25 protein-coding genes and 1 pseudogene are annotated in these 24,993 nt (G+C 62.8%); 9 read left to right on the top strand and 17 right to left on the bottom strand.

Annotation, left to right across the window (positions count from 1 at the left end; all coding sequences use genetic code 11):
* Window positions 1-56 precede the first annotated feature (56 nt).
* Complete coding sequence (gene pyrC, locus K3F44_RS14170) at window positions 57-1,103, bottom strand: dihydroorotase (RefSeq protein WP_101321837.1); 1,047 nt, start codon at window positions 1,101-1,103, stop codon at window positions 57-59.
* A 130-nt stretch (window positions 1,104-1,233) separates the two neighbouring features.
* Here pyrC and K3F44_RS14165 point away from each other — a divergent pair, with 130 nt between their 5' ends.
* Together K3F44_RS14165 and K3F44_RS14160 are read left to right on the top strand one after the other, a co-directional pair.
* Complete coding sequence (locus K3F44_RS14165) at window positions 1,234-2,169, top strand: OmpA family protein (RefSeq protein WP_220632455.1); 936 nt, start codon at window positions 1,234-1,236, stop codon at window positions 2,167-2,169.
* Between the two features lie 137 nt (window positions 2,170-2,306).
* On the top strand, window positions 2,307-3,524 hold the full coding sequence (locus K3F44_RS14160) for an argininosuccinate synthase (RefSeq protein ID WP_220632454.1): 1,218 nt from the start codon (window positions 2,307-2,309) through the stop codon (window positions 3,522-3,524).
* 31 nt (window positions 3,525-3,555) lie between these two features.
* Here K3F44_RS14160 and K3F44_RS14155 read toward each other — a convergent pair whose 3' ends face one another.
* Window positions 3,556-4,038 (bottom strand): hypothetical protein, encoded by a 483-nt coding sequence (locus tag K3F44_RS14155; RefSeq protein ID WP_150572233.1) that lies wholly within the window; start codon window positions 4,036-4,038, stop codon window positions 3,556-3,558.
* 371 nt (window positions 4,039-4,409) lie between these two features.
* Here K3F44_RS14155 and K3F44_RS14150 point away from each other — a divergent pair, with 371 nt between their 5' ends.
* The gene (locus tag K3F44_RS14150) at window positions 4,410-5,036 is read left to right on the top strand and encodes a response regulator transcription factor (RefSeq protein ID WP_101321833.1); all 627 of its coding nucleotides are present in this window, start codon (window positions 4,410-4,412) and stop codon (window positions 5,034-5,036) included.
* Between the two features lie 36 nt (window positions 5,037-5,072).
* On the opposite strand, the gene K3F44_RS14145 is transcribed toward K3F44_RS14150, so the two are convergent.
* The 3 genes and pseudogenes from K3F44_RS14145 to metG all read right to left on the bottom strand — a co-directional run bounded on the left by K3F44_RS14145 (window position 5,073) and on the right by metG (window position 8,062).
* Window positions 5,073-5,252 carry a PA3496 family putative envelope integrity protein gene (locus K3F44_RS14145; protein WP_101321832.1) on the bottom strand — a complete coding sequence of 60 codons (180 nt, stop codon included), beginning with the start codon at window positions 5,250-5,252 and terminating at the stop codon, window positions 5,073-5,075.
* Window positions 5,253-5,356: 104 nt separating this feature from the next.
* The gene (gene nth / locus K3F44_RS14140; RefSeq protein ID WP_220632453.1) at window positions 5,357-5,995 is read right to left on the bottom strand and encodes an endonuclease III; all 639 of its coding nucleotides are present in this window, start codon (window positions 5,993-5,995) and stop codon (window positions 5,357-5,359) included.
* Between the two features lie 97 nt (window positions 5,996-6,092).
* Window positions 6,093-8,062 (bottom strand): annotated as a pseudogene (gene metG / locus K3F44_RS14135) (methionine--tRNA ligase).
* A gap of 230 nt (window positions 8,063-8,292) precedes the next feature.
* Between metG and apbC the strand changes: the two are divergent.
* Window positions 8,293-9,387: an iron-sulfur cluster carrier protein ApbC gene (gene apbC, locus K3F44_RS14130; RefSeq protein WP_220632452.1), complete on the top strand. Its 1,095-nt coding sequence runs from the start codon at window positions 8,293-8,295 to the stop codon at window positions 9,385-9,387.
* A gap of 108 nt (window positions 9,388-9,495) precedes the next feature.
* On the opposite strand, the gene K3F44_RS14125 is transcribed toward apbC, so the two are convergent.
* Complete coding sequence (locus tag K3F44_RS14125; RefSeq protein ID WP_101321828.1) at window positions 9,496-9,705, bottom strand: cold-shock protein; 210 nt, start codon at window positions 9,703-9,705, stop codon at window positions 9,496-9,498.
* A gap of 325 nt (window positions 9,706-10,030) precedes the next feature.
* On the opposite strand from K3F44_RS14125, the gene dcd reads away from it, so the two are divergent.
* The gene (gene dcd, locus K3F44_RS14120) at window positions 10,031-10,597 is read left to right on the top strand and encodes a dCTP deaminase (protein WP_101321827.1); all 567 of its coding nucleotides are present in this window, start codon (window positions 10,031-10,033) and stop codon (window positions 10,595-10,597) included.
* 97 nt (window positions 10,598-10,694) lie between these two features.
* On the top strand, window positions 10,695-10,925 hold the full coding sequence (locus tag K3F44_RS14115) for a hypothetical protein (protein ID WP_101321826.1): 231 nt from the start codon (window positions 10,695-10,697) through the stop codon (window positions 10,923-10,925).
* Here K3F44_RS14115 and pdeM read toward each other — a convergent pair whose 3' ends face one another.
* The 10 genes from pdeM to K3F44_RS14065 form a co-directional block, all read right to left on the bottom strand.
* Entirely contained in the window at window positions 10,926-11,582 is a 657-nt protein-coding gene (gene pdeM, locus K3F44_RS14110; protein WP_150572235.1) for a ligase-associated DNA damage response endonuclease PdeM, read from the bottom strand. It abuts the gene before it with no gap.
* Between the two features lie 26 nt (window positions 11,583-11,608).
* Window positions 11,609-14,086, bottom strand: a complete 2,478-nt coding sequence (locus tag K3F44_RS14105; protein ID WP_150570561.1) for a ligase-associated DNA damage response DEXH box helicase — start codon at window positions 14,084-14,086, stop codon at window positions 11,609-11,611.
* Between the two features lie 61 nt (window positions 14,087-14,147).
* The gene (locus tag K3F44_RS14100) at window positions 14,148-15,263 is read right to left on the bottom strand and encodes a succinylglutamate desuccinylase/aspartoacylase family protein (RefSeq protein ID WP_220632451.1); all 1,116 of its coding nucleotides are present in this window, start codon (window positions 15,261-15,263) and stop codon (window positions 14,148-14,150) included.
* A 99-nt stretch (window positions 15,264-15,362) separates the two neighbouring features.
* Complete coding sequence (locus K3F44_RS14095) at window positions 15,363-17,021, bottom strand: ATP-dependent DNA ligase (protein ID WP_150570559.1); 1,659 nt, start codon at window positions 17,019-17,021, stop codon at window positions 15,363-15,365.
* Entirely contained in the window at window positions 17,018-18,028 is a 1,011-nt protein-coding gene (locus K3F44_RS14090; RefSeq protein WP_103438348.1) for a ligase-associated DNA damage response exonuclease, read from the bottom strand. The genes K3F44_RS14095 and K3F44_RS14090 overlap by 4 nt, the downstream gene beginning before the upstream one ends.
* A gap of 115 nt (window positions 18,029-18,143) precedes the next feature.
* Entirely contained in the window at window positions 18,144-20,582 is a 2,439-nt protein-coding gene (locus K3F44_RS14085) for a penicillin acylase family protein (RefSeq protein WP_220632450.1), read from the bottom strand.
* A 118-nt stretch (window positions 20,583-20,700) separates the two neighbouring features.
* The gene (locus K3F44_RS14080; RefSeq protein WP_101321819.1) at window positions 20,701-20,904 is read right to left on the bottom strand and encodes an SEC-C metal-binding domain-containing protein; all 204 of its coding nucleotides are present in this window, start codon (window positions 20,902-20,904) and stop codon (window positions 20,701-20,703) included.
* A 6-nt stretch (window positions 20,905-20,910) separates the two neighbouring features.
* Window positions 20,911-21,384 carry an LEA type 2 family protein gene (locus K3F44_RS14075; RefSeq protein WP_259406995.1) on the bottom strand — a complete coding sequence of 158 codons (474 nt, stop codon included), beginning with the start codon at window positions 21,382-21,384 and terminating at the stop codon, window positions 20,911-20,913.
* 2 nt (window positions 21,385-21,386) lie between these two features.
* Window positions 21,387-21,863, bottom strand: a complete 477-nt coding sequence (locus K3F44_RS14070) for a YchJ family protein (protein WP_101321817.1) — start codon at window positions 21,861-21,863, stop codon at window positions 21,387-21,389.
* A 4-nt stretch (window positions 21,864-21,867) separates the two neighbouring features.
* Window positions 21,868-22,362, bottom strand: a complete 495-nt coding sequence (locus K3F44_RS14065) for a DUF6231 family protein (protein ID WP_101321816.1) — start codon at window positions 22,360-22,362, stop codon at window positions 21,868-21,870.
* 158 nt (window positions 22,363-22,520) lie between these two features.
* Between K3F44_RS14065 and K3F44_RS14060 the strand changes: the two genes are divergently transcribed.
* The 3 genes from K3F44_RS14060 (at window position 22,521) to K3F44_RS14050 (ending at window position 24,468) form a co-directional block, all read left to right on the top strand.
* A complete protein-coding gene (locus tag K3F44_RS14060; protein WP_101321815.1) occupies window positions 22,521-23,213 on the top strand; it encodes an OmpA family protein in 693 nt (230 codons plus the stop codon).
* A gap of 228 nt (window positions 23,214-23,441) precedes the next feature.
* The gene (locus tag K3F44_RS14055; RefSeq protein ID WP_101321814.1) at window positions 23,442-23,717 is read left to right on the top strand and encodes a DUF1145 domain-containing protein; all 276 of its coding nucleotides are present in this window, start codon (window positions 23,442-23,444) and stop codon (window positions 23,715-23,717) included.
* Entirely contained in the window at window positions 23,710-24,468 is a 759-nt protein-coding gene (locus tag K3F44_RS14050) for a collagen-like protein (RefSeq protein ID WP_150572242.1), read from the top strand. The genes K3F44_RS14055 and K3F44_RS14050 overlap by 8 nt, the downstream gene beginning before the upstream one ends.
* A gap of 41 nt (window positions 24,469-24,509) precedes the next feature.
* Here the strand turns inward: K3F44_RS14050 and K3F44_RS14045 are convergent, their stop codons facing one another.
* On the bottom strand, window positions 24,510-24,974 hold the full coding sequence (locus tag K3F44_RS14045) for a CopD family protein (RefSeq protein ID WP_101321812.1): 465 nt from the start codon (window positions 24,972-24,974) through the stop codon (window positions 24,510-24,512).
* Between the last annotated feature and the right edge of the window lie 19 nt (window positions 24,975-24,993).

Here is a 24,993-nt window from a genome sequence, read left to right as displayed (position 1 = left end):
CGGGTGGCGTGGGCCACCGCTGGAAGCTTCCTGGTCGTCTTCGTACAGATCTTCGCTCACGCGTTTTCCTCCAGCAGGCGCCAGCGCAGTTTTTCACCGGCGCGCAGCGGAATCACAAGGTTGTCGCCAAACGGCAGGCTGCTTGGCGCAGTCCATTCTTCACGGACCAGGGTAATCCGGTCGGTGTTTGCCGGCAGGCCATAGAACGCTGGGCCATGCAGGCTGGCAAAACCTTCCAGCTTGTCCAGCGCGTTGCGCTGCTCGAACGCTTCGGCGTACATCTCGATCGCCGCATACGCGGTGTAGCAACCGGCGCAGCCGCAGGCGGCTTCCTTGGCGTGCTGGGCGTGGGGCGCCGAGTCGGTGCCAAGGAAGAACTTGCGATTGCCGCTGGTAGCCGCGTCCAGCAGCGCCACCTGGTGGGTGTTGCGCTTGAGGATCGGCAGGCAATAGAAGTGCGGGCGAATACCGCCGACCAGCATGTGATTGCGGTTGTACAGCAAGTGCTGAGCGGTGATGGTCGCACCGACATTGGCCGGTGCTTCACTGACAAACTGCGCGGCATCGGCCGTGGTGATGTGTTCGAACACCACCTTGAGCGTCGGGAAGCGGTCGACCAGACGGCGCATGTGCTCGTCGATAAAGCGTTTTTCGCGGTCGAACACATCGACATCGGCATGCGTCACTTCACCGTGCACCAGCAGCGGCATGCCGGTTTCGGCAAGGGCTTCGATGGCCGGGAAGATCTTGTCGATGCTGGTCACGCCGGAATCGGAGTTGGTCGTGGCGCCAGCCGGGTACAGCTTGGCGGCGTAGACAAAACCACTGGCCTTGGCCGCGCGGATGTCATCGGCACTGGTACGGTCGGTAAGGTACAGCACCATCAGCGGCTCGAAGCGGCTGCCAACTGGGCGCGCGGCAAGGATCCGCTCGCGGTAGGCACCCGCTTCGGCGGCATCGCGCACCGGCGGAACCGTGTTGGGCATGACAATGGCGCGGGCGAAGGTACGCGCTACGTCGCCAACGGTGTGGGGCAGGACAGCACCATCGCGCAGATGGATATGCCAGTCATCGGGACGCAGGAGGGTCAGGCGGTCGGACATTGGGGATTCCAGGCGGGTCGAACTCAAGTGCGAATGCTACCGGAAAACCCTTGGTCGAGCACGGCTATCAAGTTTTCCGGCGCGCGACCGATAGCCTGCAGGTAAGCCGTCAGAATTTGTGGAGCCGCCCGTGCGCCAGCGTTACCTAGCCCTGTTCACCTTGTTTGCCAGCCTGCCGGCAGGCGCATTGACCTTCCAGACCCGGATGGAGAACATCGCCTGGACGGTCGAAGGCGATCAGTTCGAATGCCGCCTGGTCCAGCCGATAGACGGCTTTGGCAGTGGCGAGTTCGTGCGTCGCGCAGGCGAGCAACCAACCTTCCGCCTGCGCTCGGACACCAACCTGCTCGGCGCCGGCTCTGCCACCTTGCTCGCCGCCGCTGCGCCATGGCAGCCGGGGCGCAGTGATGTCAGTCTCGGTGCCGTACGCCTGGCCCGCAGTGGGGTGTTGTTCACGTCCTCGCAAGGCCAGGCCAGTCGCTTGATCAACGGCCTGATGGATGGGCGCAGCACGGTCGTGCGCAACCATGCCGGCGAGGGTGGTCGAGCAATGGAAGTGCGAGTGTTGCCCGTCAGCTTTGCCAAGGCGTTCAACGACTATCAGCTGTGCGCGAGCAAGCTATTGCCGATGAACTACGACCAGATTCGCCAGACGCAGGTCGCCTTCCCGCGTGGGGTTGAACTGGACAGCAATGGCCGGGCTCGGCTGGACGTGATTCTCGATTACCTGAAGGCCGATCCGACGGTCAATCACATCGAACTCAACGGTCATTCCGACAACGGCGGCAATCGTCTGGCCAATCGCGAGGACTCGCGGCGCCGGGCGCTGGCGGTTGCCGAGTACCTGGTAGCACATGGTGTGCCTGAAACGCAGATCATCGTGCGCTTCCATGGCGAGCGCTACCCGCTGGCGAAGAACAACAGCGCGGCCAATCGGGCGCGTAACCGTCGCGTCAACATCGAACTGGATCGCGTCACGCCAGTGGCCAAACCGGCGGAAAGAGCGCTCGAGCCTTCCCCGGCTGGCGCTCCTGTGGCCCCTGCGCCTGCGGCCAAGCAACTGTAAACAGCCAGATCCGCGACCGTTGGTCGCTGTATCGAAAGTTCTTGTCGCTTTGTCGTCAGAAGCTGTCGCCCCACTGTAAATTTGCCCGCGAGGTCGGTAGAATCGACGGCTTTCCGTAAACCCCGTGGAGTGATGGCATGGCGGACGTAAATAAGGTCGTACTGGCGTATTCCGGCGGCCTTGATACTTCGGTGATTCTCAAGTGGCTGCAGGACACCTACAACTGCGAAGTGGTGACCTTCACCGCTGACCTCGGCCAGGGCGAAGAGGTCGAACCGGCCCGCGCCAAGGCTCAGGCGATGGGCGTGAAAGAAATCTACATCGATGACCTGCGCGAAGAATTCGTGCGTGACTTCGTGTTCCCGATGTTCCGCGCCAACACCGTCTACGAAGGCGAGTACCTGCTGGGTACTTCCATCGCGCGTCCGCTGATCGCCAAACGTCTGATCGAGATCGCCAACGAAACTGGCGCTGACGCCATTTCCCACGGTGCGACCGGCAAGGGCAACGACCAGGTTCGTTTCGAGCTCGGCGCCTACGCGCTCAAGCCGGGCGTCAAGGTCATTGCACCATGGCGCGAGTGGGACCTGCTGTCCCGCGAGAAGCTGATGGATTACGCCGAGAAGCACGGCATCCCGATCGAGCGCCACGGCAAGAAGAAGTCGCCTTACTCGATGGACGCCAACCTGCTGCACATCTCCTATGAAGGCGGCGTGCTGGAAGACACCTGGACCGAGCACGAAGAAGACATGTGGAAGTGGAGCGTCTCCCCAGAGAACGCCCCTGACCAGGCGACCTACCTCGAGCTGACCTTCCGCAATGGCGACATCGTTGCCATCGACGGCGTCGACAAGTCGCCAGCTACCGTGCTGGCCGACCTCAACCGCATCGGCGGCGCCAACGGCATCGGCCGTCTGGACATCGTCGAGAACCGTTACGTCGGCATGAAGTCGCGTGGCTGCTACGAGACCCCTGGCGGCACCATCATGCTGCGCGCTCACCGCGCCATCGAGTCGATCACCCTCGACCGTGAAGTGGCTCACCTGAAAGACGAGCTGATGCCCAAGTACGCCAGCCTGATCTACACCGGCTACTGGTGGAGCCCGGAGCGGATCATGCTGCAGCGGATGATCGACGCTTCGCAGGTCAACGTGAACGGCGTAGTGCGCTTGAAGCTGTACAAAGGCAACGTCACCGTAGTCGGGCGCAAATCCGACGATTCGTTGTTCGATGCCAACATCGCTACCTTCGAGGAAGATGGTGGTGCGTACAATCAGGCTGACGCGGCTGGCTTCATCAAGCTCAACGCACTGCGTATGAGGATCGCCGCTAACAAAGGTCGTTCGCTGCTGTGATCGACTGCCAGATGGCGTGATCAACCCCGGCCTAGCGCCGGGGTTTTTTTTGCCCGCCAGCGACCTCGAACAGCACTGACTGCGGGGTGTCGGCGAGCGCCTCGACGGCCAGATAGATCTGCTTGTGCGCGTCCAGGTTGTACAGCGTCCAGCTGCGCGCGCTCGGCTCTGGGTCGGCCAGCGTGCGGTGGATATGCTGTTCTATCAGAACACCTGCGTCCGGACCGGAAAACGCAATGGTCGCCGAGGCCTGCCCATGCATTCGCTCCGCTTCGATTGTTGGCTGCTGCTGCGCCGCTTCATGTGCAGCGGGCTGGTAAAGGGTCTGGTGATTGAAGTTCAGGGTCAGAAAGAACAGTACCGTGAGAAAAAATGGAAAGCCGACCAGAAACCATGTGTAGATCATCTGGCTGGCCTCGCTCAGGAACGGCAGCGAGGCCAACGCCGATGCCTCGACGATGCCTGCAAAAATCGCTATGAGCGTCAAAGGACTCAGACTTTTTTCATTTTTCATGTTGGCAGCCCCCGTCGATATAGCTCCTGTTTACCCGTCGCAGCGTGCGCCGAAAAGGTAGCCGAGTTCCTCGCTTGGTTAGAGTGCCGCTGCGTCATCAGAGCGTTGATGTCGAGTCCTGCGTTGTGGGCTGATTGATCCTGCATGCGTCAGCGATGATGCTGGCTTGAATAGCGCTTGTGTCGCCAGGCTGCCGTCTGGTGAATAGAGGGCAGGGGGCATGATTTCCTAAGATGCCTGTTTGTAGGAAGTTTCCTTGATTAATGTAGGTTTCATCTCTGCGTGTCCTACGGGCCCCACCCCCCGCGCTATTTGCCGTTGCGCTCGGTTATGGTGGCGGCTGGATAAAAAAATAAATCAATGGATGTCGCATGAATAAAGTGCTTATCGTGGATGATCACCCGGTCATTCGCCTTGCTGTGCGCATGCTGATGGAGCGGCATGGTTATGACGTTGTGGCAGAAACCGACAACGGCGTAGATGCGCTGCAGCTGACCCGGGACTACCTGCCAGATATCGTGGTCCTGGACATCGGTATACCCAAGCTCGATGGGCTTGAGGTGATTGGCCGCATCGGCCTCGCCAGCCCCAGCAGCAAGGTACTGGTGTTGACGTCGCAGGCGCCAGGGCATTTCTCCATGCGCTGCATGCAGGCCGGCGCGGCCGGCTATGTCTGCAAGCAGCAGGAACTGACCGAATTGCTCAGTGCAATCAAGGCGGTGCTTTCGGGCTACAGCTATTTCCCCAATCAAGCCCTGCACAAGGCTCGCAGCGCCATCAGTCGTGGGACCGAGACCGAAATGGTCGAGCGCCTTTCTGCGCGTGAGATGATGGTGCTGCAGCAATTGGCCAGGGGCAAGAGCAACAAGGATATCGCCGAAAGCATGTTCCTCAGCAACAAGACCGTCAGCACCTATAAAACCCGGCTGCTGCTCAAGCTCAATGCTCGCTCACTGGTCGATCTGATCGAGCTTGCCCAGCGTCATGGGCTGGCCTGAGCAGGCTTGGTGCCGGCCTGTTTACAGATCGTGGTTTTACAGGTCGTAGTCGTAATCGGCGAGTTGCCGCTGCAGGCGTCGCTCCTCCAGCAAGTTGTCAATGGTGCGACGCTTGTCCAGGTTGGTCTTGGCAACTTCTACCCGCGGCTCCGGCTCGTCATCGGTGCTCAGTACCAGATCGTCATCGATCACCAGGTCTTCTTTGTCAGTGCTCATGAGTTACTCCAAGCCAAGGGGCCATTGGCCGACCTTATAACGAGAATCTCTGGTCTGGTAAAAAAGATTTTTTCAATCAGGGAGGGGGTGTTCTGGCTATCGGCTCAATCGTCCGAGGTTTTTAGTCGGTATTCGCACAAATCCTCGATGCGGCAGCTGCCGCAGCGCGGCTTGCGCGCCTGGCATACGTAGCGGCCGTGGAGGATCAGCCAGTGATGAGCATCGAGCAGGTAATCCTTGGGAACGAAGCGCATCAGCTTTTTTTCCACTTCCAGCACGGTCTTGCCAAGGGCGATCCCGGTGCGGTTGCTGACGCGGAAAATATGCGTGTCGACGGCCATGGCGGGTTGCCTGAACGCCGTATTGAGCACCACGTTGGCGGTCTTGCGGCCCACGCCTGGCAGCGCCTCGAGTGCTTCGCGGTTGTCGGGGACTACGCTGCCATGCAGCTCAATCAGCAGCCTGCAGGTTTCGATGACGTTTTTCGCCTTGCTGTTGTACAAGCCGATGGTGCGGATGTAGGCGCTTAGCCCGTCGACGCCCAGGGCGTAGATCGCCTCGGGCGTATTGGCAACCGGATACAGGCGCGCCGTGGCCTTGTTGACGCCGACATCGGTGGCCTGGGCTGACAGGATCACCGCAATCAGCAATTCAAACGGTGTGGTGTAGGCGAGTTCGGTCTTGGGCTCTGGGTTGTCTTCGTGCAGCCGACGAAAGATCTCCAGGCGTTTGGCGGCATTCATGAAAGGCTAGGCTCTCGTTTGAGGCGGGGAGGCGATGGTCGCTGGCCACGTTGGCCATAACAACGCCCCGGCACTTGGCCGGGGCGTTGTTGCTCGGTTACTTGATGCGCTGGCCTGGCTTGGCGCCGCTGTCAGGGCTGAGCAGGTAGATCTCTTCGCCGCCAGGGCCGGCTGCCATGACCATGCCCTCGGAGATGCCGAAGCGCATCTTGCGGGGCTTGAGGTTGGCCACCATCATGGTCAGGCGGCCTTCCAGCAACGACGGGTCAGGGTAGGCCGACTTGATCCCGGAGAACACGTTGCGACGCTCGTCGCCGATGTCCAGGGTCAGTTGCAGCAGCTTGTCGGCACCCGGTACTGCTTCGGCTTTGACGATCAGGGCCACGCGCAGGTCGACGGCGGCGAAGGTGTCGAATTCGATTTCCGCAGCCAGCGGATCCTTGCTCAGCTCGCCATTGCCAGCAGGGGCGCTGGGGGCCTGGGAGGCGAGCAGGTCCTCCTTGCTGGCGGCGATCATGGCTTCGACCTTGGCCGGTTCGATGCGGCTCATCAGTGGCTTGAACGCATTCAGCTGATGGTTTTCCAGGCGTGACTGGTGATCGTCCCAGCGCAGCGGGGCGACGTTGAGGAAGGCCTCGGCGTCTGCTGCCAGCACTGGCAATACCGGTTTGAGGAAGATCACCAGCTGGCGGAACAGGTTGATGCCTTGGGCGCAGATGGCCTGAACCTCGTCCTGCTTGCCTTCCTGTTTGGCCAGCGACCACGGGGCCTTGTCGGCAATCCAGGCGTTGGCGCGGTCGGCCAGGGCCATGATTTCGCGCATGGCGCGGGCAAAGTCGCGTGCCTCGTAGGCTTCGGCGATCGATGGCGCGGCGGCGGCAAAGGCTTCGGTCAGCTCAGGCTCGGCATCACCGCCGACCATCACACCGGCATTGCCTTTGTGGATGAAGCCTGCGCAACGGCTGGCAATGTTCACCACTTTGCCAACCAGGTCGGAGTTGACCTTCTGGATGAAGTCTTCCAGGTTCAGGTCGAGGTCATCGACGCCGCGGCCAAGTTTGGCGGCGTAGTAATAACGCAGGTATTCCGGCGCCAGGTGGTCGAGGTAAGTACGCGCCTTGATGAAGGTGCCACGCGACTTCGACATCTTCGCGCCGTTGACCGTCAGGTAGCCGTGCACGTTGATTGCGGTCGGCTTGCGCAGGCCTGCGCCTTCGAGCATGGCCGGCCAGAACAGGGCGTGGAAGTTGACGATGTCCTTGCCGATGAAGTGATACAGCTCGGTGGTCGAGTCGGCCTTCCAGTACGCATCGAAGTCCAGCTCCGGGCGGCGTGCGCAGAGGTTCTTGAAGCTGGCCATGTAGCCGATGGGCGCGTCCAGCCAGACATAGAAGTACTTGCCTGGCTCATCCGGGATTTCAAAGCCGAAATACGGTGCGTCGCGGGAGATGTCCCACTCCTGCAAACCGGAGTCGAGCCACTCGGCGAGTTTGTTGGCAACGGCGTCCTGCAGGGTGCCACTGCGGGTCCACTGCTGCAGCATGGCTTGGAAGTCAGGCAGCTTGAAGAAGAAGTGCTTGGAGTCCTTGAGTACTGGCGTGGCGCCAGAGATCGCTGACTTGGGGTTCTTCAGTTCGGTCGGGGCGTAGGTTGCGCCGCACTTCTCGCAGTTGTCGCCGTACTGATCTTCAGCCGCGCACTTGGGGCAGGTGCCCTTGATGAAGCGGTCGGCCAGGAACATGCCTTTTTCCGGGTCGAAGTACTGCGTGACCGAGCGGTTGGCGATGTGTCCGGCGTCGCGCAGGCGGGTGTAGATCATGCTCGACAGTTCGCGGTTTTCATCGCTGTGGGTCGAGTGGAAGTTGTCGAAGTCGACCAGGAATTCGGCAAAGTCACTGCTGTGCTCGGCCTGCACGTCGGCGATCAACTGCTCGGGGTGATGCCTTCTTTTTCGGCACGCAGCATGATCGCCGAGCCGTGGGCGTCGTCGGCGCAGACATAGGTGCACTGGTTGCCGCGCAGCTTCTGGAAGCGAACCCACATGTCCGTCTGGATGTACTCGAGCATATGGCCAAGGTGAATGGAACCGTTGGCATAGGGCAGGGCGCTGGTGACGAGAATCTGACGTGGCTCGGACATGGTGGCTCGGCTATTACTCTGGCTAGACGGGATACAAAGTTGATCGGCCACTATAAAGCGACAGCGAATATATTTCACCCCATCGACGTACCTGCTGACGATTGACGGGTTAGCATAGGCGCCTGTCTCACCTTCAGATCTTGCCTATGGGAGCCTCCATGAGTGCCGTCACACGTGCCGATGTCGAAGCCGCGCTTCGCCAGTACACCGATCCCTACCTGAACCAGGACCCGGTCAGCGCCGGTTGCGTACGCGCGATCGACATCCAGGGTAGCCAGGTCAGCGTGCAGCTGCAGTTGGGCTATGCTGCCGGGCTGTTCAAGAATGGCTGGGCGCAGGTATTGCAGACCGCTGTCGAGAACATAGAGGGCGTAACTGCCGCCAACGTCTCGATCGATTGTGTGATCAGCGCCCACAAGGCCCAGGCGCAAGTGCCCGGCATGGCCAACGTGAAGAACATCATCGCTGTTGCCTCGGGCAAAGGTGGCGTAGGCAAGTCGACCACTTCGGCCAACCTGGCCTTGGCGCTGGCGCGCGAAGGGGCGCGGGTGGGTATTCTCGATGCCGATATCTACGGCCCAAGCCAGGGCGTGATGTTCGGTATCGCCGAAGGTACTCGACCGCAGATTCGTGAGCAGAAGTGGTTTGTGCCGATCAAGGCGCACGGCGTCGAAGTGATGTCTATGGCATTTCTGACCGACGACAACACGCCGATGGTCTGGCGCGGGCCGATGGTCTCCGGCGCCCTGCTGCAACTGGTGACCCAGACGGCCTGGGATGATCTGGACTACCTGGTGATCGACATGCCGCCCGGCACTGGCGATATCCAGCTGACCCTGGCGCAGAAAGTCCCGGTGGCCGGTTCGGTGATCGTGACCACGCCGCAGGACCTGGCCCTGCTTGACGCGCGCAAGGGTGTGGAGATGTTCCGCAAGGTCAACATCCCGGTACTTGGCGTGGTGGAGAACATGGCCGTGCATATCTGCTCCAACTGTGGCCATGCCGAGCACCTGTTCGGTGAGGGCGGCGGTGCCAAGCTGGCCTCGCAATACGGTGTCGACTTGCTGGCGTCGCTGCCGCTGTCGATGCTGATTCGCGAGCAGGCTGACAGCGGCAAGCCGACTGCGATTGCCGAGCCGGAAAGTCAGATTGCCATGATCTACCAGGAACTGGCGCGGCAGGTCGGTGCACGTATCGTGCTGCAGGAAGCAGCCGCTCCGGCCATGCCGAGCATCACCATCAGCGAAGACTGATATCTCGGCATCCCTGCGTAAGTGGGGATGCCGTTCGCGCTGGTCTGATAGCTAAATTACAGGCATAAAAAAACCCGCCGAAGCGGGTTTTTTTGAAGCCAGCTGGAATTAACCCAGTTGAACTTCTTCAGCCTGCATACCTTTCTGGCCGCGGGTAGCGACGAAAGTTACGGCTTGGCCTTCTTTCAGAGTTTTGAAGCCGTCAGCTTGGATGGCTTTGAAGTGCACGAACAGGTCGTCACCCGATTGAGGGGTGATGAAGCCGTAGCCTTTTTCATCGTTGAACCACTTGACGGTACCGTTTTGACGGTTGGACATGTGTCTGTCTCCTTGGACAAAGTAATTATCGGCGCAGGAAATGCCCTGGCCGGACTGAGTGCAAAGAGTCGGAAAATTCAGCGATGGGCAGATTGGGATCGTGCATCTAACTAGAGTTCTCGGTGTCACGTGCAGCACAGTGACGTCACCATACCCCACTTTCTTCAGCCTGCCAATGGTCAAACGCGGCTTTGCTCAAAATCGGATCGGCGGCGGCTGCAAGCCCCGTCCGGCGTGGGATACGGCCGGGGAACTTTAACCCGGAGGCCGGGACCGGTAAGATGCGCTTCTCGTTTTTTACCTTGCAGCCTTCAGGACACCCGCCATGAGCATCAAATCAGACAAGTGGATTCGCCGCATGGCGCAGGAACACGGCATGATCGAACCCTTCGTCGAGCGCCAGGTGCGCGGTGACGAAGCCAGCCGGGTGATTTCCTTCGGCGTTTCCAGCTACGGCTACGACGTGCGCTGCGCAGACGAATTCAAGGTCTTCACCAACATCAATTCGGCCACGGTCGACCCGAAAAACTTCGACGCCGGCAGCTTTGTCGACGTCAAAAGCGACGTCTGCATCATCCCGCCGAACTCGTTCGCCCTGGCGCGCACCGTCGAGTACTTCCGCATCCCGCGCAACGTCCTGACCATCTGCCTGGGCAAAAGCACCTACGCGCGCTGCGGCATCATCGTCAACGTCACGCCGCTCGAGCCAGAGTGGGAAGGCCACGTGACCCTGGAGTTCTCCAACACCACCACCTTGCCGGCAAAGATTTACGCCAACGAAGGCGTGGCGCAGATGCTGTTCCTCGAGTCCGATGAAGAGTGCGAAGTCTCTTATAAAGACCGTGGCGGCAAGTACCAGGGCCAGCGTGGGGTCACCCTGCCGCGGACCTGAGCCGACGAGCGCGGGGAATTAGTTGCCCGCAAGGCACTCCAACGGGGTAACAGTTGCGGCGTGCATGACGTACGCCGGCCCCCGTGAGGAGCTGCCTATGAAACTCCATACCACTGTCAGTGCCCAGCTGGCTCATCTCCAGCCTAACCAGATCGGCCTGCTGGCCTGGTCGCTGTTGGCGCAGCCACCACTGCCTGTGCAGGCAGGAGGAGTGCCCGGCCAGCCGGACCCGGACAGCCCGCAGCCGCCTCAGCCGGGTGAGCATCAACCGACCGAGCCGGGTGTACCGACCTTGCCGGACGACATACCGCCTACTCCTGTTGCGTAATTAACGCTGCACTGCCCAGACCCGCTCAGCCCCTGCCAGAAACACGCGGGTGGCTGCGTCGGGTTCGACCGTCCAGCCCCCGGTGAATTCGCCGAATGCGGGCAACAGGCAGACCTCCTTGTTGATTAGAAAGCACGGCAAGCGCAACCGCTGCCGGGCTCTGCCGCGCAGTACGTAAACCGGATGTACGTGCCCTGCCAGCACCGTGTGCGGAGGGTTTGCCGTGGGCTCGTGCTGCAGGGCAAACGGGCCGTATAGCCATGGTTCTTCCTTGATCTCGATGTTCAGTTCCGTCGGTGGGTCGCCGGCATGGCGGTCATGGTTGCCGCGCACCAGAATCATCTGCACCTGAGCATGCCGCTCGCGCCAGGCCTTGAGCTTGGCGATGATCGCTGGCGCCTGAGCGTGGCGGGCGTGCAAGAAATCGCCGAGTACAATCAATTGCTCGCAAGCGTGCTCGGTAAGCAACGCATCAAGGCGGGCGAGGGTGGCATCGGTTGTGCCGCGCGGCACTGGCTGATTCAATGCGCGATAGCTTGCCGCCTTGCCGATGTGCACATCAGCGACCAACAAGGCCCGCCGCGCTGGCCAGTACATGGCCTTGTCCGGCAGCAGCCAGAGTGTTTCGCCGCAGTGTTCGATTTCCAGGTGCTGCATAGAAGTCCTTGTATTCAGGGCGAGGCTCAGCTCCCGCGCCGGGTTCGCCCCTTGGGTGCGTCGGCGACTTTTTCCAGATCAGCCACCATCCGTGCAATGCGGTCGGCCAGTTTTTCTGTGCTCAGGGTCTCGCGCATGCCTTCTACCAACAGCGCGAAAGCCAATGGTCCGGGGCGACGCAGGTCGTGCAGATCCAGACGCAGCGTACTCAATTTGAGCAACTGCCGATGCAGCCGCTCGATTTCCAGTTCTTCGCGCAGCACCTCATCCCGCGCTTGGCCGAGCAACAGATTGTCGGCGTCGTGCTTGCGAAATACCTCGTAGAACAATCCGCTGGAGGCCTGAATCTGTCGAGTGCTCTTCTGCGCGGCTGGGTAGCCGCCGAACACCAGCCCGGAAATCTGCGCGATTTCGCGAAAGCGCCGCAGCGCCATTTCGCCCGCATTCAAGCTGGCCAGTGCATCTTCGAGCAGATCATCCGTGCTCAACGCCCGCGGCAGATACGTGGCCCAGTCGACCGTGCTGGGGCTGACCAGCTCGAAGCCGTAATCATTGACCGCAATGGACACCGACAATGGCTGCACCCGGCTCACGCGCCACGCTATCAGATTGGCCAGGCCCAGGTTGGCCATGCGTCCAGCGAATGGGTACAGAAACAGATGCGAGCCTTGTCTTGAAGTGAATGTCTCGGCCAGCAGGGTGTGCTGGGTGGGCAGCGCCGACCAAGTCGCCTGCAACTCCAGCAGAGGTCGCACGGCGCGCATTTCCGGGCCGTCGAAGTGGTCATGGGCTGCGGCATCCAGGCGCTCCACCAAGGCGTCCGCCAGTTCGCTCGACAGCGGCATACGGCCGCCATTCCAGCGGGCAATCGCCGCCTTGCGAGCGGTACTGCGGCGTACATAGGCGGTCATGTTCTCGACCCGCACCAGCTCCAGCACGCGGCCGGCAAACACCAGCGTATCGCCGGGTTTGAGGCGCGCGATAAATGATTCCTCGACGCTGCCCAGCTGTTTGCCGCCGCCGCCCTTGCTCCAGTATTTGAGCTGAATACTGGCATCGCTGACGATGGTGCCGATGCCCATCCGATGGCGCCGCGCCAGGCGCTCGTTGGCCACACGCCAGATGCCGTCGGCGTGGGCTTCGACGCGCTGGTAGTCAGGGTAGGCCGTCAGCGAGCTACCGCCATGGCAGACAAAATCCAGTGCCCATTGCCATTGGCTGTCGCGCAGTTCGCGAAAGACCCAGGTGCTGCGCACTTCCTCGAGCAGTTCTGCCGGGCGAAAGCCGCTGCCCAGCGCCATGCTGACCAGATGCTGCACCAGCACATCCATGCTTAGCCGCGGCGACTGGCGTGCCTCGATCTGGCCGGCGGCCAGGGCATGGCGAGCAGCGGCGGCCTCGACCAGCTCGAGGCTGTGGGTCGGCACCAGGGTAATCCGCGAGGCGCGCCCGGGCGCATGCCCGGATCGACCCGCACGCTGCATCAAACGCGCGATACCCTTGGCCGAGCCAATCTGCAGTACCCGCTCTACTGGCAGAAAATCTACCCCGAGGTCCAGGCTTGACGTGCAGATCACCGCCTTGAGCGAGCCTTGCTTGAGACTGCGCTCTACCCAGTCGCGGGTCTGCCGAGCCAACGAGGCATGGTGCAGGGCGATCAAGCCGGCCCAGTCAGGGCGGTGCTCGAGAAGTGCCTGATACCACAGCTCGGCTTGCGCGCGGGTATTGGTGAAGACCAGGCAGCTTTCACTGGCGTCGATTTCGGCACTGACCTGCTTGAGCATTTTCAGGCCCATGTGGCCGGCCCAAGGGAAGCGCTCGATTGCCTCCGGCAATAACGTGTCGACGACAAAACGTTTGTCCTGACGCCCTTTGACCAGTGAGCCGCCGGCGGGCAACAGCACATCGCGGGCGTGCTCAAGATTGCCCAAGGTTGCCGACAGCCCCCATACCACCAGCCCGGGATGCCAGCGGCGCAAGCGCGCCAACGCCAACTGGAGCTGCACGCCACGCTTGTTGCCAAGCAACTCGTGCCATTCGTCGACCACCACCATGCGCAGCTGCGCAAAGTCTTCATTGGCCTGGGCGCGGGTCAGCAACAGGGTCAGGCTTTCTGGAGTGGTCACCAGCGTGCTGGGCAGTCGCCGGGCTTGGCGGGCGCGCTCGGCAGAGCTGGTATCACCACTGCGCACGCCGACGTTCCAGTTCAGTTCCAGGTCATCCAGCGGTGCCTGCAGGGCACGTGCTGTATCCGCTGCCAGCGCACGCATCGGCGTGATCCACAGCACCTGCAGCGGCGCCGGCTTACCGCTCGGGTTGGCCGTGCGCGCATAGGCGCGCAGGGCGGCCAGCCATACCGCGTAGGTTTTGCCAGAGCCGGTGCTGGCATGCACCAGTCCCGACTCGCCACGCTCGACGGCGGCCCAGACCTGGCGCTGAAAGGCGAAGGGTTTGAATCCACGCGTGGCAAACCAGGCGTTGGCAAGGTCGGTCGTGGCGGGCATGCGTGGATCCGTCAAAGGCTGTGCTTCTACAGACCGCCGTGCGTGCCGATTGGTTTACCTGTTAGTTGCCCAACAGGTAACCACTGCGGCAAATCTGCTCGCCCGCGACATGGGCGACGACCATGCCGCTGGTTGCCATGCGCCGAACGCTACGGGCATACAGCAGCCCGGCCTGTTGATTGCGCAGCGAACTGACCTGATCGCTGAGTGGGTCGATCACCTCGGCAATCAGTTGCCCGGCTTGCAGGTATTGGCCGGGTTTTGCGTGGAATACCAGCAGCCCGCCCTGGGGGGTGCTGACGGGTTCCACTGCGGCCAGTGGCGTGGCCGGATGGAGCAGCGCCGGTAATTCGGCCGGTTGCCCTTCGATAACGCCCGCGTGGGTCAGAAAGTCGATGATCGCCTGGCAGTCCTTGGCCGCCAGCGCGTGACAGACGTCGGCTTGCCCGCGCAGCTCCAGCGTGACCGAAATGCCACCGTCGGGGATCGGGTAGCGCTTGCCGAAGCGCTGCTGCAATTGCCACCAGACCAGACTGAAGCACTCATCGAACGACTGCCCGCCCGAGTCGGTCGCGAGCAGGCTGGCTTGCGCCCCGAGGTAGCGCGCCAGCGGCTCGACCCGCGGCCAGGCCTGCGGCGTGGTGTACAGGTGTTCGACCGCTTCGAAGTCGCAGTGCAGGTCGAGGACCATGTCGGCATCGCACGCCAGTCTTTGCAGGCACAAGCGCTGGGACTGCAGCGCGGTACGTACCGGGTGCGCGTCCAGGCCCCGGCGCAGGTGCTCGCGGATCAGCTCAAGGTTGTGGTGCGGGTCCTGCGTCAATTGGCCTTCGAGCTGGTCGCCGATTGTGTCCGAAAGGTCGACGAAGTTGCGGTTGAAGTTCTCCCCGCTGTGCAGCTCGAAGCGGCCCATGGGTGCATCCAGCAGCACTTGCTCGATGCCCAATGGGTTGGCCACTGGCACCAGCAGGACCTGCTGACGCAACAGGCCTTGCTGTTCCAGTTCGAGCAGGCGCTGCTTGAGGTGCCAGGCGACCAGCATGCCCGGCAGTTCGTCGGCGTGCAGCGAGGCCTGTATGTAGACTTTGCCGGCGCCGGCTGGGCCGAACTGGAAGCTGTGCAGGTGCCGGCTGATGCCGGGCGCGGGGCTGAGCAAGCTGTGGGTCGAGTGGTGCATGGGGGGCCTGGGCGCTGGTTGATGATCGGGCTGCGACTGAAGATAGAAGCACAAACTTCGGCGTTGCGCATGCGCGCAGGCAGATCCCGATCACGGTTTTCAGCTCAGCAGGGCCTGCAAGGTGGCCAGGTCGTCGGCTTCCTCGACCGGCTTGTCCAGGCGCCAGCGCAGCATCCGTGGGAAGCGCACGGCGATGCCGCTCTTGTGCCGCTTGGACAGCGCGATGCCTTCAAAGCCCAGTTCGAACACCAGCGTCGGGGTGACGCTGCGCACCGGGCCGAAGGTTTCCACGGTGGTTTTGCGCACGATTGCATCGACCTTGCGCATTTCTGCATCGCTGAGGCCTGAGTAGGCCTTGGCGAATGGCACCAGCGCACGTCCAGGCGTGCCTGCCGGTGCGTCCCACACGGCAAAGGTGTAATCGCTGTACAAGCTCGCGCGCCGGCCATGGCCACGCTGGGCATAGATCAGCACGGCATCGACGCTGAACGGGTCAATCTTCCACTTCCACCACAGGCCCATGTCCTTGGTCCGGCCAACCCCGTAGAGCGCATCGCGCTGCTTGAGCATCAGCCCCTCTACACCGAGGTTGCGCGACTGTTCGCGCTGCTCGGCCAGGTCGGCCCAACTGTCGCCGGTCAGTAGTGGTGACAGCAGCAGCGGCACTTGCGGGTACTCGGCGACTACCCGCTCCAGCTGGGCGCGCCGTTCGTGCTGCGGGCGGCTGCGCCAGTCGTGGTCCTGCCATTCGAGCAGGTCGTAGGCCTGCAGCACCACCGGAGCATCGCCGAGCAGCTTCTTGCCCAAGGTCTTGCGGCCGAGCCGTTGTTGCAGCAGGGCGAAGGGCTGCACGGCGACATCGTCGCTGCTGGAGCCCGGTTTCCACACCAGAATCTCGCCATCCAGCACGGTGCCGTCCGGCAGGCTGCTGGCCAGGCTGTGCAGCTCGGGGAAGCGATCGGTCACCAGCTCTTCGCCTCGTGACCAGATCCACAACTGGCCCTCGCGTTTGACCACCTGCGCGCGGATGCCGTCCCACTTCCACTCCGCCTGCCAGTCGCTGACCGGGCCGAGCAGGGCGTCGAATTGTTCGGTCGGCGCTTGCAGCGCATGGGCCAGAAAGAACGGATACGGCTGGCCGCCGCGCTGGCTGTGCTCGTCGGCCGACTCGGCGGCGATCAGCTTGAGGTAGCTGGCGGGGCTCGGTTTATGGCTGAGGTCGGTATAGCCGACCATGCGCTGGGCCACGCGCTTGGCGTCGAGGTCGGCCAACTGCGCCAGTGCGCGGGTGACCAGCAGTTTCGACACGCCCACGCGGAAACTGCCGGTGATCAGTTTCAGGCAGAGCATCAGGCTCTGCCGGTCCAGCTGCGCCCATAGCACTGGCAGGCGCGCGCGTACCTCTTCCTGGGGCTGGCCGCGCAATGGCAGCAGATGCTGCTCGATCCACTCAGCCAGACCCTGATCACTGGCATGGGCGCTGTCGGGGAGCAGTAACGAAATGGTTTCGGCCAGGTCGCCCACTGACTGATAGCTCTCTTCGAACAGCCAGTCGGGCAGGCCTGACAATTCAATGGCCAGCTCGCGCAACAAGCGGGTTGGCACCAGTTGCCGCGGCCGGCCGCCGGCAAGAAAGTACACCGCCCAGGCAGCGTCCTGCGCTGGCGCCTGGCTGAAGTATTCGCGCAAGGCCAGCAACTTGGCGTTGCTCGAGGTAGTGCCGTCCAGGCGCAGGTACAGCTCGGCAAAAGCCTTCATGGCTGAACCTCGCGGGTGTCGTCTTCTTCGCCGTATTCGGTAACGAAGGCCCGCGCGTCCAGGCCTTGCTCGGACAAATAGCGCACCAGCACATTGACCGAACCATGGGTGACCATGACCCGCTCGGCACCGGTCTGGGCGATGGCCCACAACAGCCCCGGCCAATCAGCGTGATCAGACAGCACAAAACCGCGATCGACCCCGCGCCGCCGGCGGGTACCGCGCAGGCGCATCCAGCCGCTGGCGAAGGCATCGCTGTACTCGCCGAAGCGCTTCATCCAACTGCTGCCGCCAGCCGACGGCGGCGCCATGATCAATGCCTCGCGCAGTAGCGGGTCGTTGCGGGCAAAGTCGCCGGCGTAATGGGTCTCTGGCAGGGCCACGCCAGCTTCGCGATAGACCCGATTCAACGGCTCGACCGCGCCATGCACCAGGATCGGCCCGATGCTGGCGTCGAGGCCATAGAGGATGCGCTGGGCCTTGCCGAAGGCATAACAGAACAACACGCTGGCCTTGCCTTGTTCGCGATTGGCCCGCCACCACTGGTTGATCTCGGCGAAAATCACCGCTTGCGGCGGCCAGCGGTAGATCGGCAGGCCGAATGTCGATTCGGTGATGAAGGTGTGGCAACGCACCGGCTCGAACGGCGCGCAGGTGCCGTCGGGCTCCACTTTGTAGTCACCAGAGGCGACCCATACCTCGCCCTGGTACTCAAGGCGCACCTGCGCCGAGCCGAGCACATGCCCGGCCGGGTGGAAGCTCAAGCTCACGCCGTGGTGTTCCAGGCGTTCACCGTAGGGCAGGGTCTGCAGATTGATGTGCTGGCCGAGCCGGCTGCGCAGGATGCCGGCACCGGGCGCCGCGGTCAGGTAGTGATTGTTGCCCGAGCGTGAGTGATCACCGTGACCGTGGGTGATCACCGCGCGATCAACCGGGCGCCACGGGTCGATGTAGAAATCACCGGGTGGGCAGTACAGGCCTTCGGGGCGAGCAATCACAAGGTCCATGGCAGGCCGCTGGCTAGGGAGTTATAGCTAGGAGCGTTGCTGGCGCGACGAAGTTCGGATTGTCTGGCTGAGGTTGCCCGCACAGCCAGGGCTGTGCGGGCAGTCGGACGTGGGCTTACTTGCCCGGTACCAGGGTCAGGCGCTGGCTACCGTAGGCACGGGCGAAGTTCTGCGGTTGCAGCGGCAGGCTCATGAAGCGGCCTTTGAACCAGGCGTCCAGGCCATCGCTGTGGTGACGACTGGCCGGGTTGCCGGACTGACCACTGCTGGTCAGCAGTTGCAGCGGTTCGGCCTGGCCAAAGTCGACGATCATCCGCGCCGAGGCTGGCAGTTGCGTGTCGAAGTTGCTGCCCCAGGCATACGGCGTCAGGGCCAGGGTGCTGAAGTCGCCGCCAGCCGCCATTGGCGCGCGGCTGATAGCGTCACCCAGGCCGTGATAGGCCGGTGCTGGCCAGCGGTACTGGTGCAGCTTGCCCCACTGCCAGGCCTTGCGGTCGGCGCCGAGCAGCGCCGTGCCAGTGTCGATCGCGGCGGCCAGGCTGCGGGCCAGGATCGCCGGTTTGTCTTCCTTTTGCGCGGTGGTGCGGTCATCCCAGAACGGGCTGTCATCGCGGCCCAGCAGGTGATCAGCCTGCGCCGAGTAGGACAACTGCGCGTTGCTGACAAAGGCTTGCCAGGCAGGTCCGGATTCAGGCCCAAGATCGTCGAGGAAGGTCTGTCGGGCCACTTCCTGGAGGAACAGCTGATACAGCGCGGCATCTGCCGACACTGGGCTCAGGCGACCATCGAAAGCTTGCAGCCGAGCCAGCGCGGCATTGGCCTTGTCGCGCTGGGCCGGTGGCAGTGCCGCGATCGCCTGCTTGAGCGGCTGGGCCATGCCGGGTGCGCTGAACATCTGCTTGAGCTTGTCGGCAAACAAGCTGACCTGATCGTTTTGCAGGGCCATCACGCTGCGGCTGTCGTGGCGGCCATTGGCAGCCAGCTGACCGAGACGTTCGGCGCGCTCGGGGTAGTACCAGGTGTTGGACAACTGCATGCCGTAACCCTTGGCCAGGCTGCGCTCGTTGGCATGGCCGAGCCAGCCGGACGGTGGGTCCTGGTCGTACGGGTGGAGCATGGCGTCGGCATAGCCGTCCCAGTCATAGCGCCCATCCCAGCCTGGCGAGGGCAGCAAGCCCTGGCCTTCGCGGCGGTTCGGGTAGCGCCCACTGACCTGCCAACCGATGTGCTGCGGCTCAGCAAAGACGAAGTTGAGCGCCGCTGCGCCGACCTCGCGAGTGCTGTCGAAGGCGCGCTCCACCGAGGTGGCGCGTGTCAGGTCGAACAAGGCGTCGAGGCTGCGATCACCCTTCAGCTGCGGCAGGCTCAGGGCCAGGCCGAGGCCGTTGCCGACAGGCTGGCCGAGCAGGGTGCCATGGCGAGTGTCGTAAAGCACTTCGCGCAGTGGCTGCTGGCCGCGGGCGAAGAAGGTCTCGCTGCGGGCACGCGTTGGCAGCCATTTGCCATCGGCAAGGTAAGTCAGCTGGCTGCCTTGGCGGCGCAGTTGCTCAAGGTACAAATCCTGGTTGTCGGCCATGACCGCGCTGCTGCTCCAGGCCAGTTTGCCGTTGTAGCCGGCCAGCACGATCGGCAGGCCCGGCAACGACAGCCCGGCAACCTGGTACTTGCCGGTGTGGATCTGTACCGGGCTCAAGGCCCAGGCGGCGCGGCTGTCACTGGCCAGCAGGCTTTTGCCGCTGCGGCTGCGCTGTGGGCCGAGGGCCAGGTTGACCGAGCCCGGGCTGCCAAGCAGGCCCAGGTCGGCGAGCTTCTGGCTGGCACTGGCCAGGGCAGGCAGGGCAGGCAGTTGGCTGGCCAGGTTGATGCCCTTGAGTTTGTCGACTTCGCCTTCGGCCAGCGGCTCGTCAGGCGCACCCGGCAGCAGCCAGGCGAGCTTGTCGCTGCCGACTTTTTGCGCGAGGGTCAGGGCGCTGAGTTCTTCCTGCAGATTGACTGACTGGCTGAAGGCATACAGGCTGAAGATCAGCGCGCTGTCTTCGGCCTTCCAGTATTCAGGGCGATAACCGCTACGGGCGAGCTCACCCGGCAACTTGTCGCGGTAGCGGTACAGGTAGGCGTTGACCCCACGCGCATACACTTCAAAGAAGCGCTTGAGCCGCGGCGAAGCGTCGGCGTACAGGGCATTGGCACTCTGCTTGAGATTGGCTGCACGCATCAAACGGTCGATATCCAGCGCTTCTGGCCCGGCCAGTTCCGCCAGGCGGCCCTGAGCCAGCAGGCGCATGCCGAGCATCTGCTCGATGCGGTCGCCGGCGTGCACGTAACCCAGCGTGAACAGCGCATCGTGGAAGCTGCTGCTTTCGATCAGCGGTGCGCCCATGGCATTGCGCCGCAGCGAAACGTTCTGCGCGAGGCCTTTGAGCGGTTGCACGCCGGTGGTCGGCGGCACGCTGTCTTGCACGGCGCTCATCTGGCAGCCGCCAAGACCAAGCAGACCTAGCAGCGCCAGGCTGGCGAAGCGCGGACGCAAAGGAGGAAAAGCGGGGGCGGCCATTGAAGAGGCTCCTGCAAGGTGTGACAAAAAAGGGATTTGGCTGGATCGGAAAGCATCAACCGCAAGCAATCACGGCCAAAGGCTGCAGTTGCTTGCGGCAGCGGTCAGCGCGCGAAGATCAGGCGCCGTGGCACTTCTTGAACTTCTTGTCGCTGCCGCACGGGCACGGGTCATTGCGGCCAACGTCTTTCAAAGCGTTGCGCACCGGCTCCTGGTGGCCGTGGTTGCAGTGTGGACCGTGCACATGGCCGTGGTCATGATCATGCTGATGATCGTGATCGTGGTTGCAGTCAGGGCCATGAACATGCGGTTGCTGAGTCATTGCAGGTTACTCCGGTAAGAAATCGCCGGGCATTATCTCATCACTGCGCGACAAGTGCAGGCCCCGCCAGATGATCAGCCCGGTATTCAGCTCGGCCTGCAGTGAATAGCGCAGCGGTTGCCTGCTCTTGAGCAGCTTGGCCAGCGGTTTGAGCTGCTTCCACAGGTTGGTGCGGGCGGTGATCTTGAAGGTCCGCCCCTCATGGGCGGCGACGCTGCGCCAGATGCTCGCCTCATCCTCGACCAGCAGCAACTGGTTGAGCCGCACCGAGTAATTCAGGTTGCGGATGAACAGGCGGCTGTCATTGGGGTTGTCGACCCGCAGGTGAATGACGAACTCCTGTTGCAGCAGGCGCGCCTTGACTGTTTCGACCCTGACCAGATGTACCTGTGGTTCGCGCCATTGCTCGCCGCTCCAGCCTGCGCAGCCGGTCAGCAGCAGGACGCAGCTGGTCAGGAGCAGGCGGGCGAGGGCGTTCACGGTCAAGTACCGACGTAACTGGAACAGCACTTCTTGAACTTCTGCCCGCTGGCACAGGGGCAGGGGTCGTTGCGCGTGGCCTTGAGGCCGACCGTTGGGTCAATGAAGTACCAACGGCCATCGCGCTGGACGAATGCCGAACGCTCACGGTGGGCGTGTTCGCCTTGAGCGTCGTGCCAGCGCGCGATGAAGGTGACAAACGCATGCTCAGGCTGACCGCCAAGCACCTCGGCGCTTTCCACCTCAAGCCCCAGCCAGGTGCTTTGCGCGCTCCAGGCAGCAATTGCAGCGCGGTCCAGGCCATCTTGCTGAGCCGGCAGGGTGGTTGCGACCAGGTAATCGATCAGGCCCAGCACGTAAGCGCTGTAGCGCGAGCGCATCAATGCCTGGGCGTCTGGCGCCGGGGTGCCGGCATGATAATGCCCGCAGCAGGCGTCGAGCAGGTTGCCACTGCCGCAAGGGCAAACCGAAACACTCATCACATCACCACCAGTACTTGCCAAAGTTTTCAGGGTTGGCCCAGAACCTGGCGTTGAGCCAGTCAGGGACCTGCTTGTAGTCATGTAGATCATAGGTGAACAGGCTCAACACCTGCTGCTCGCGGCCGAATTTCTCGCTGGCCGACATCGCCAGCGAGAAAAACTCGGTGTCCTGCCAGCCGCAGGCGCTCAAGTCGGCCAGCACCGCCAGGCGGCTGGCATTCAGATTGCGGATGCCTGCCAGCAGTTCCAGGCCGGTGCGCTTGGGCAAGTGCTCAAGGCAGTCGACCAGCACCGCCAGGTCGAAACGCTGGGCGGCAAGCGGCCCCGGCAGCACGCCTGGCGCTGCCACTTCGATGACCACCTGTGGGTGCGCCTGGGCAAAAGCATCCAGCGCCGGGAAGCGCGTGCCCACCAGCAGCAGGCGCTGCGGTTGCACGCGCTCGAGCAAGGCGGCGAGGGCTTGTTGCGGCGTGCGTTGGGAAAAACCGTCGGTCATTGCCTATCTCCGTTCAGGGTCGCCAAGCCTAGCTGGCTAGAGCTTGCCGGCAAAGGGCTGTGGCACACCAGCATGGCTCATTGCTGGCAGATCGGGAATGCGCGGTCTTTACTGGCACAGATCGGCCTTATGCCGATTCCCCCTAGGAGATGCAACAGATGAGCATAGTTCGCACGGCGATACCCTTGGTGCTGCTGACCAGTGTGTTGACTGGTTGTGCAGGTTTGCAGAAAACCGACTGGCCGACATGTGCTGCCGTCGGGGGTGTGGGCGGCGCCGCCCTTGGCGCTATCGAAAGCTCGAGCTGGGCCGGCTGGGGCGCGCTGCTTGGCGGTGGCCTGGCCGCCGGCTACTGCTGGGCCAATGGCGACGGTGACGAAGACGGCGATGGCGTGCCGGACAGCCGCGACAAGTGCCCGGGCACCCCGCGTGGGGTACAGGTCGATGCCAATGGCTGCCCACCTGAACCGGTAGCAGTGGTAGAAGAGGTGGTCGTGGTCAAGGAAGAAGTCATCGTCATCCGTGACGTGCACTTCGAGTTCGACTCTGCGCGGCTGACTGCGGCCGACAAGGAACGCCTCAATACCATCGCCACCCGCCTCAAGCAGGAAGCGGCGAGCACCCGACTGAGTGTCACCGGGCACACCGACAGCGTTGGCTCCGACACGTACAACCAGAAGCTGTCCGAGCGCCGCGCGCATTCGGTTACTGACTATCTGGTCGAAAGCGGCGTGCCGCGCAACAGCGTGGTGTCGGTAGTCGGTGCCGGCGAAACCCAGCCAGTGGCCGACAACGCTACTGCTGAGGGGCGTGCCATGAACCGCCGGACCGAGATCAAGATCGAGCGTTGACCGTCGGTGTGCAACTGGGTGCCGGGCCTGAGGCAATGCTTGGCGGGCGCCCATCAATGAAGTTACTGTGGACGAAGATGTCGGCTTGCCAGTGGACCGCTGTGCGGTCTTCGCGGGTGAACCCGCTCCCACAGGATTGCGCAACTGTACCTGTGGGAGCGGGTTCACCCGCGAAGGGCCGCACAGCGGCCCCAACAGGCTTAACTGACTGGCAAAGGAGGGCGGGGTATGAAATTTATCCTGGGGCTGGGCAAGGCCCTGACGGTTGTGTTCTGGTGGGTGGTGCTGGTCAATCTGCTGATGCCGCAGCCGCTGCCGTTCAATCTCCTGATCAATGCAGCGGGCATCCTTTTGCTTGGCCTGCATATGCTCGAAGTACTGTTTTTCAACGCCAGCCTGCGCAACCGTAGCCACCGCTGGTTCGATCGTCTGCAGATTTTGCTGACAGGAATTTTTCACGTGATGTCGATTCCCAAGCCTCAGGAGGCGCCCCGCCGTGCGTAAATTGATGTTGTTGGTGGCCTTGGCCAGCCCATGGGCCCAGGCAGACAGCCTGGATGTTGCTGCCAACTCGGTGATGCGCCTGGCCAACAAGGCCGGCAGTGTTCATCTGCAACACCTGCGGGTGGCGGATTCGGCAACCTTGCTGTTGCCGGCGTCACTGACCTCGCTCAAGGTCGAGCAACTGGAACTTGGCCAAGATGCGCGCATTGCCGTCGCTCCGGCCGACACGGAATTGACCATCGAAGCAGCCTCGGCGCGCTTCGCCAGCGGCAGCGAGATCAGCGCCAATGGCGCGCCGGGTAGCTATGAACGCGCCGCGCGCAGCGGCCGCAGCCTTGACCTGCAGTTGCATGCACTGGACGCCGAGCAGTTGTCGATCGACGCCCGTGGTGGTGCCGGTGCGCCGGGCTATGTCGGCCTGGATGGCGCCAATGGCAAGGCCGGTGGCTGCACCTGGGGCCAGGCCAGCCGCGGCGCTGATGGCGACAATGGTGGCAACGGCCATGACGGTGCAGCGGGCGGGCGGATTCGTCTGGCGGTGCCGGCTGACTATCCCGAGCAGCGCATTGTCGTACGCCTGGATGGGGGCCTGCCGGGCAAACCTGGCGCAGCGGGCAAACCTGGCGCAGGCGGCGCCAGCAAGGGTTGCCTGGTGTATAGCACCGACGCTGGGGCCAAGGGCCGGCCGGGCGTTGAAGGCCAGGCCGGCCTGGCGGGCGCAGAGGGTGAGTTGATTCTGCGACGCCTGTAACCGGGCTTGCCGCCGCGCAGTTTGCCTGCGCGGCGCATCGTTCAGAGCGGCAGACGCAGGCTGGCAACCGCTACCACGGCGAGCCCCAGCAGCAGGTTGATACCCACCAGCCGGCGAATCCGCCCCAGCGCAGCAGCACCTGCCGGCCAATCCTCGGCCTGCACTGCGGCACGCAAGTCAGGCAGCAGCAAGGCCTGCACGCGCAGGAACAAGGCAAACATAACGATCGCCCCGCCCATCATCAGTTGCACGTACTTGGGCGCAGTTTCGAAACCGCTGAAGCGCATGTGCAACATACCGATACCACTGATCGCCAAAATCGCCACAGCGACCCAGACCCAGACAAAGAAGCGTCGGAAAACTTCCAGCCACAAGCGCAACCGTGCCGGCCCCTCCAGGGCTGCAACCGTTGCCGGGCGCAGGATCAGCCAGGCGAAAAACATCCCGCCGACCCAGACCAGGGCGGCTAGCACATGCAGGGTGTAGGGTAGGGTGAAGCTCAGCATCGGGATCTCCATGCGGCAT

The sequence above is a fragment of the Pseudomonas sp. S07E 245 genome (assembly GCF_019599025.1).
Taxonomy (GTDB): domain Bacteria; phylum Pseudomonadota; class Gammaproteobacteria; order Pseudomonadales; family Pseudomonadaceae; genus Aquipseudomonas; species Aquipseudomonas shirazensis.
Note: the sequence above shows the minus strand (reverse complement) of the source record. Positions and strands in the feature narration are given on the sequence as shown.

Coding starts and splice junctions, on each gene's coding strand:
- pyrC (WP_101321837.1), bottom strand. CDS start 1,103: ATGTCCGACCGCCTGACCCTCCTGCGTCCCGATGACTGGCATATCCAT.
- K3F44_RS14160 (WP_220632454.1), top strand. CDS start 2,307: ATGGCGGACGTAAATAAGGTCGTACTGGCGTATTCCGGCGGCCTTGAT.
- K3F44_RS14155 (WP_150572233.1), bottom strand. CDS start 4,038: ATGAAAAATGAAAAAAGTCTGAGTCCTTTGACGCTCATAGCGATTTTT.
- K3F44_RS14150 (WP_101321833.1), top strand. CDS start 4,410: ATGAATAAAGTGCTTATCGTGGATGATCACCCGGTCATTCGCCTTGCT.
- K3F44_RS14145 (WP_101321832.1), bottom strand. CDS start 5,252: ATGAGCACTGACAAAGAAGACCTGGTGATCGATGACGATCTGGTACTG.
- nth (WP_220632453.1), bottom strand. CDS start 5,995: ATGAATGCCGCCAAACGCCTGGAGATCTTTCGTCGGCTGCACGAAGAC.
- apbC (WP_220632452.1), top strand. CDS start 8,293: ATGAGTGCCGTCACACGTGCCGATGTCGAAGCCGCGCTTCGCCAGTAC.
- K3F44_RS14125 (WP_101321828.1), bottom strand. CDS start 9,705: ATGTCCAACCGTCAAAACGGTACCGTCAAGTGGTTCAACGATGAAAAA.
- dcd (WP_101321827.1), top strand. CDS start 10,031: ATGAGCATCAAATCAGACAAGTGGATTCGCCGCATGGCGCAGGAACAC.
- K3F44_RS14115 (WP_101321826.1), top strand. CDS start 10,695: ATGAAACTCCATACCACTGTCAGTGCCCAGCTGGCTCATCTCCAGCCT.
- pdeM (WP_150572235.1), bottom strand. CDS start 11,582: ATGCAGCACCTGGAAATCGAACACTGCGGCGAAACACTCTGGCTGCTG.
- K3F44_RS14105 (WP_150570561.1), bottom strand. CDS start 14,086: ATGCCCGCCACGACCGACCTTGCCAACGCCTGGTTTGCCACGCGTGGA.
- K3F44_RS14100 (WP_220632451.1), bottom strand. CDS start 15,263: ATGCACCACTCGACCCACAGCTTGCTCAGCCCCGCGCCCGGCATCAGC.
- K3F44_RS14095 (WP_150570559.1), bottom strand. CDS start 17,021: ATGAAGGCTTTTGCCGAGCTGTACCTGCGCCTGGACGGCACTACCTCG.
- K3F44_RS14090 (WP_103438348.1), bottom strand. CDS start 18,028: ATGGACCTTGTGATTGCTCGCCCCGAAGGCCTGTACTGCCCACCCGGT.
- K3F44_RS14085 (WP_220632450.1), bottom strand. CDS start 20,582: ATGGCCGCCCCCGCTTTTCCTCCTTTGCGTCCGCGCTTCGCCAGCCTG.
- K3F44_RS14080 (WP_101321819.1), bottom strand. CDS start 20,904: ATGACTCAGCAACCGCATGTTCATGGCCCTGACTGCAACCACGATCAC.
- K3F44_RS14070 (WP_101321817.1), bottom strand. CDS start 21,863: ATGAGTGTTTCGGTTTGCCCTTGCGGCAGTGGCAACCTGCTCGACGCC.
- K3F44_RS14065 (WP_101321816.1), bottom strand. CDS start 22,362: ATGACCGACGGTTTTTCCCAACGCACGCCGCAACAAGCCCTCGCCGCC.
- K3F44_RS14060 (WP_101321815.1), top strand. CDS start 22,521: ATGAGCATAGTTCGCACGGCGATACCCTTGGTGCTGCTGACCAGTGTG.
- K3F44_RS14055 (WP_101321814.1), top strand. CDS start 23,442: ATGAAATTTATCCTGGGGCTGGGCAAGGCCCTGACGGTTGTGTTCTGG.
- K3F44_RS14045 (WP_101321812.1), bottom strand. CDS start 24,974: ATGCTGAGCTTCACCCTACCCTACACCCTGCATGTGCTAGCCGCCCTG.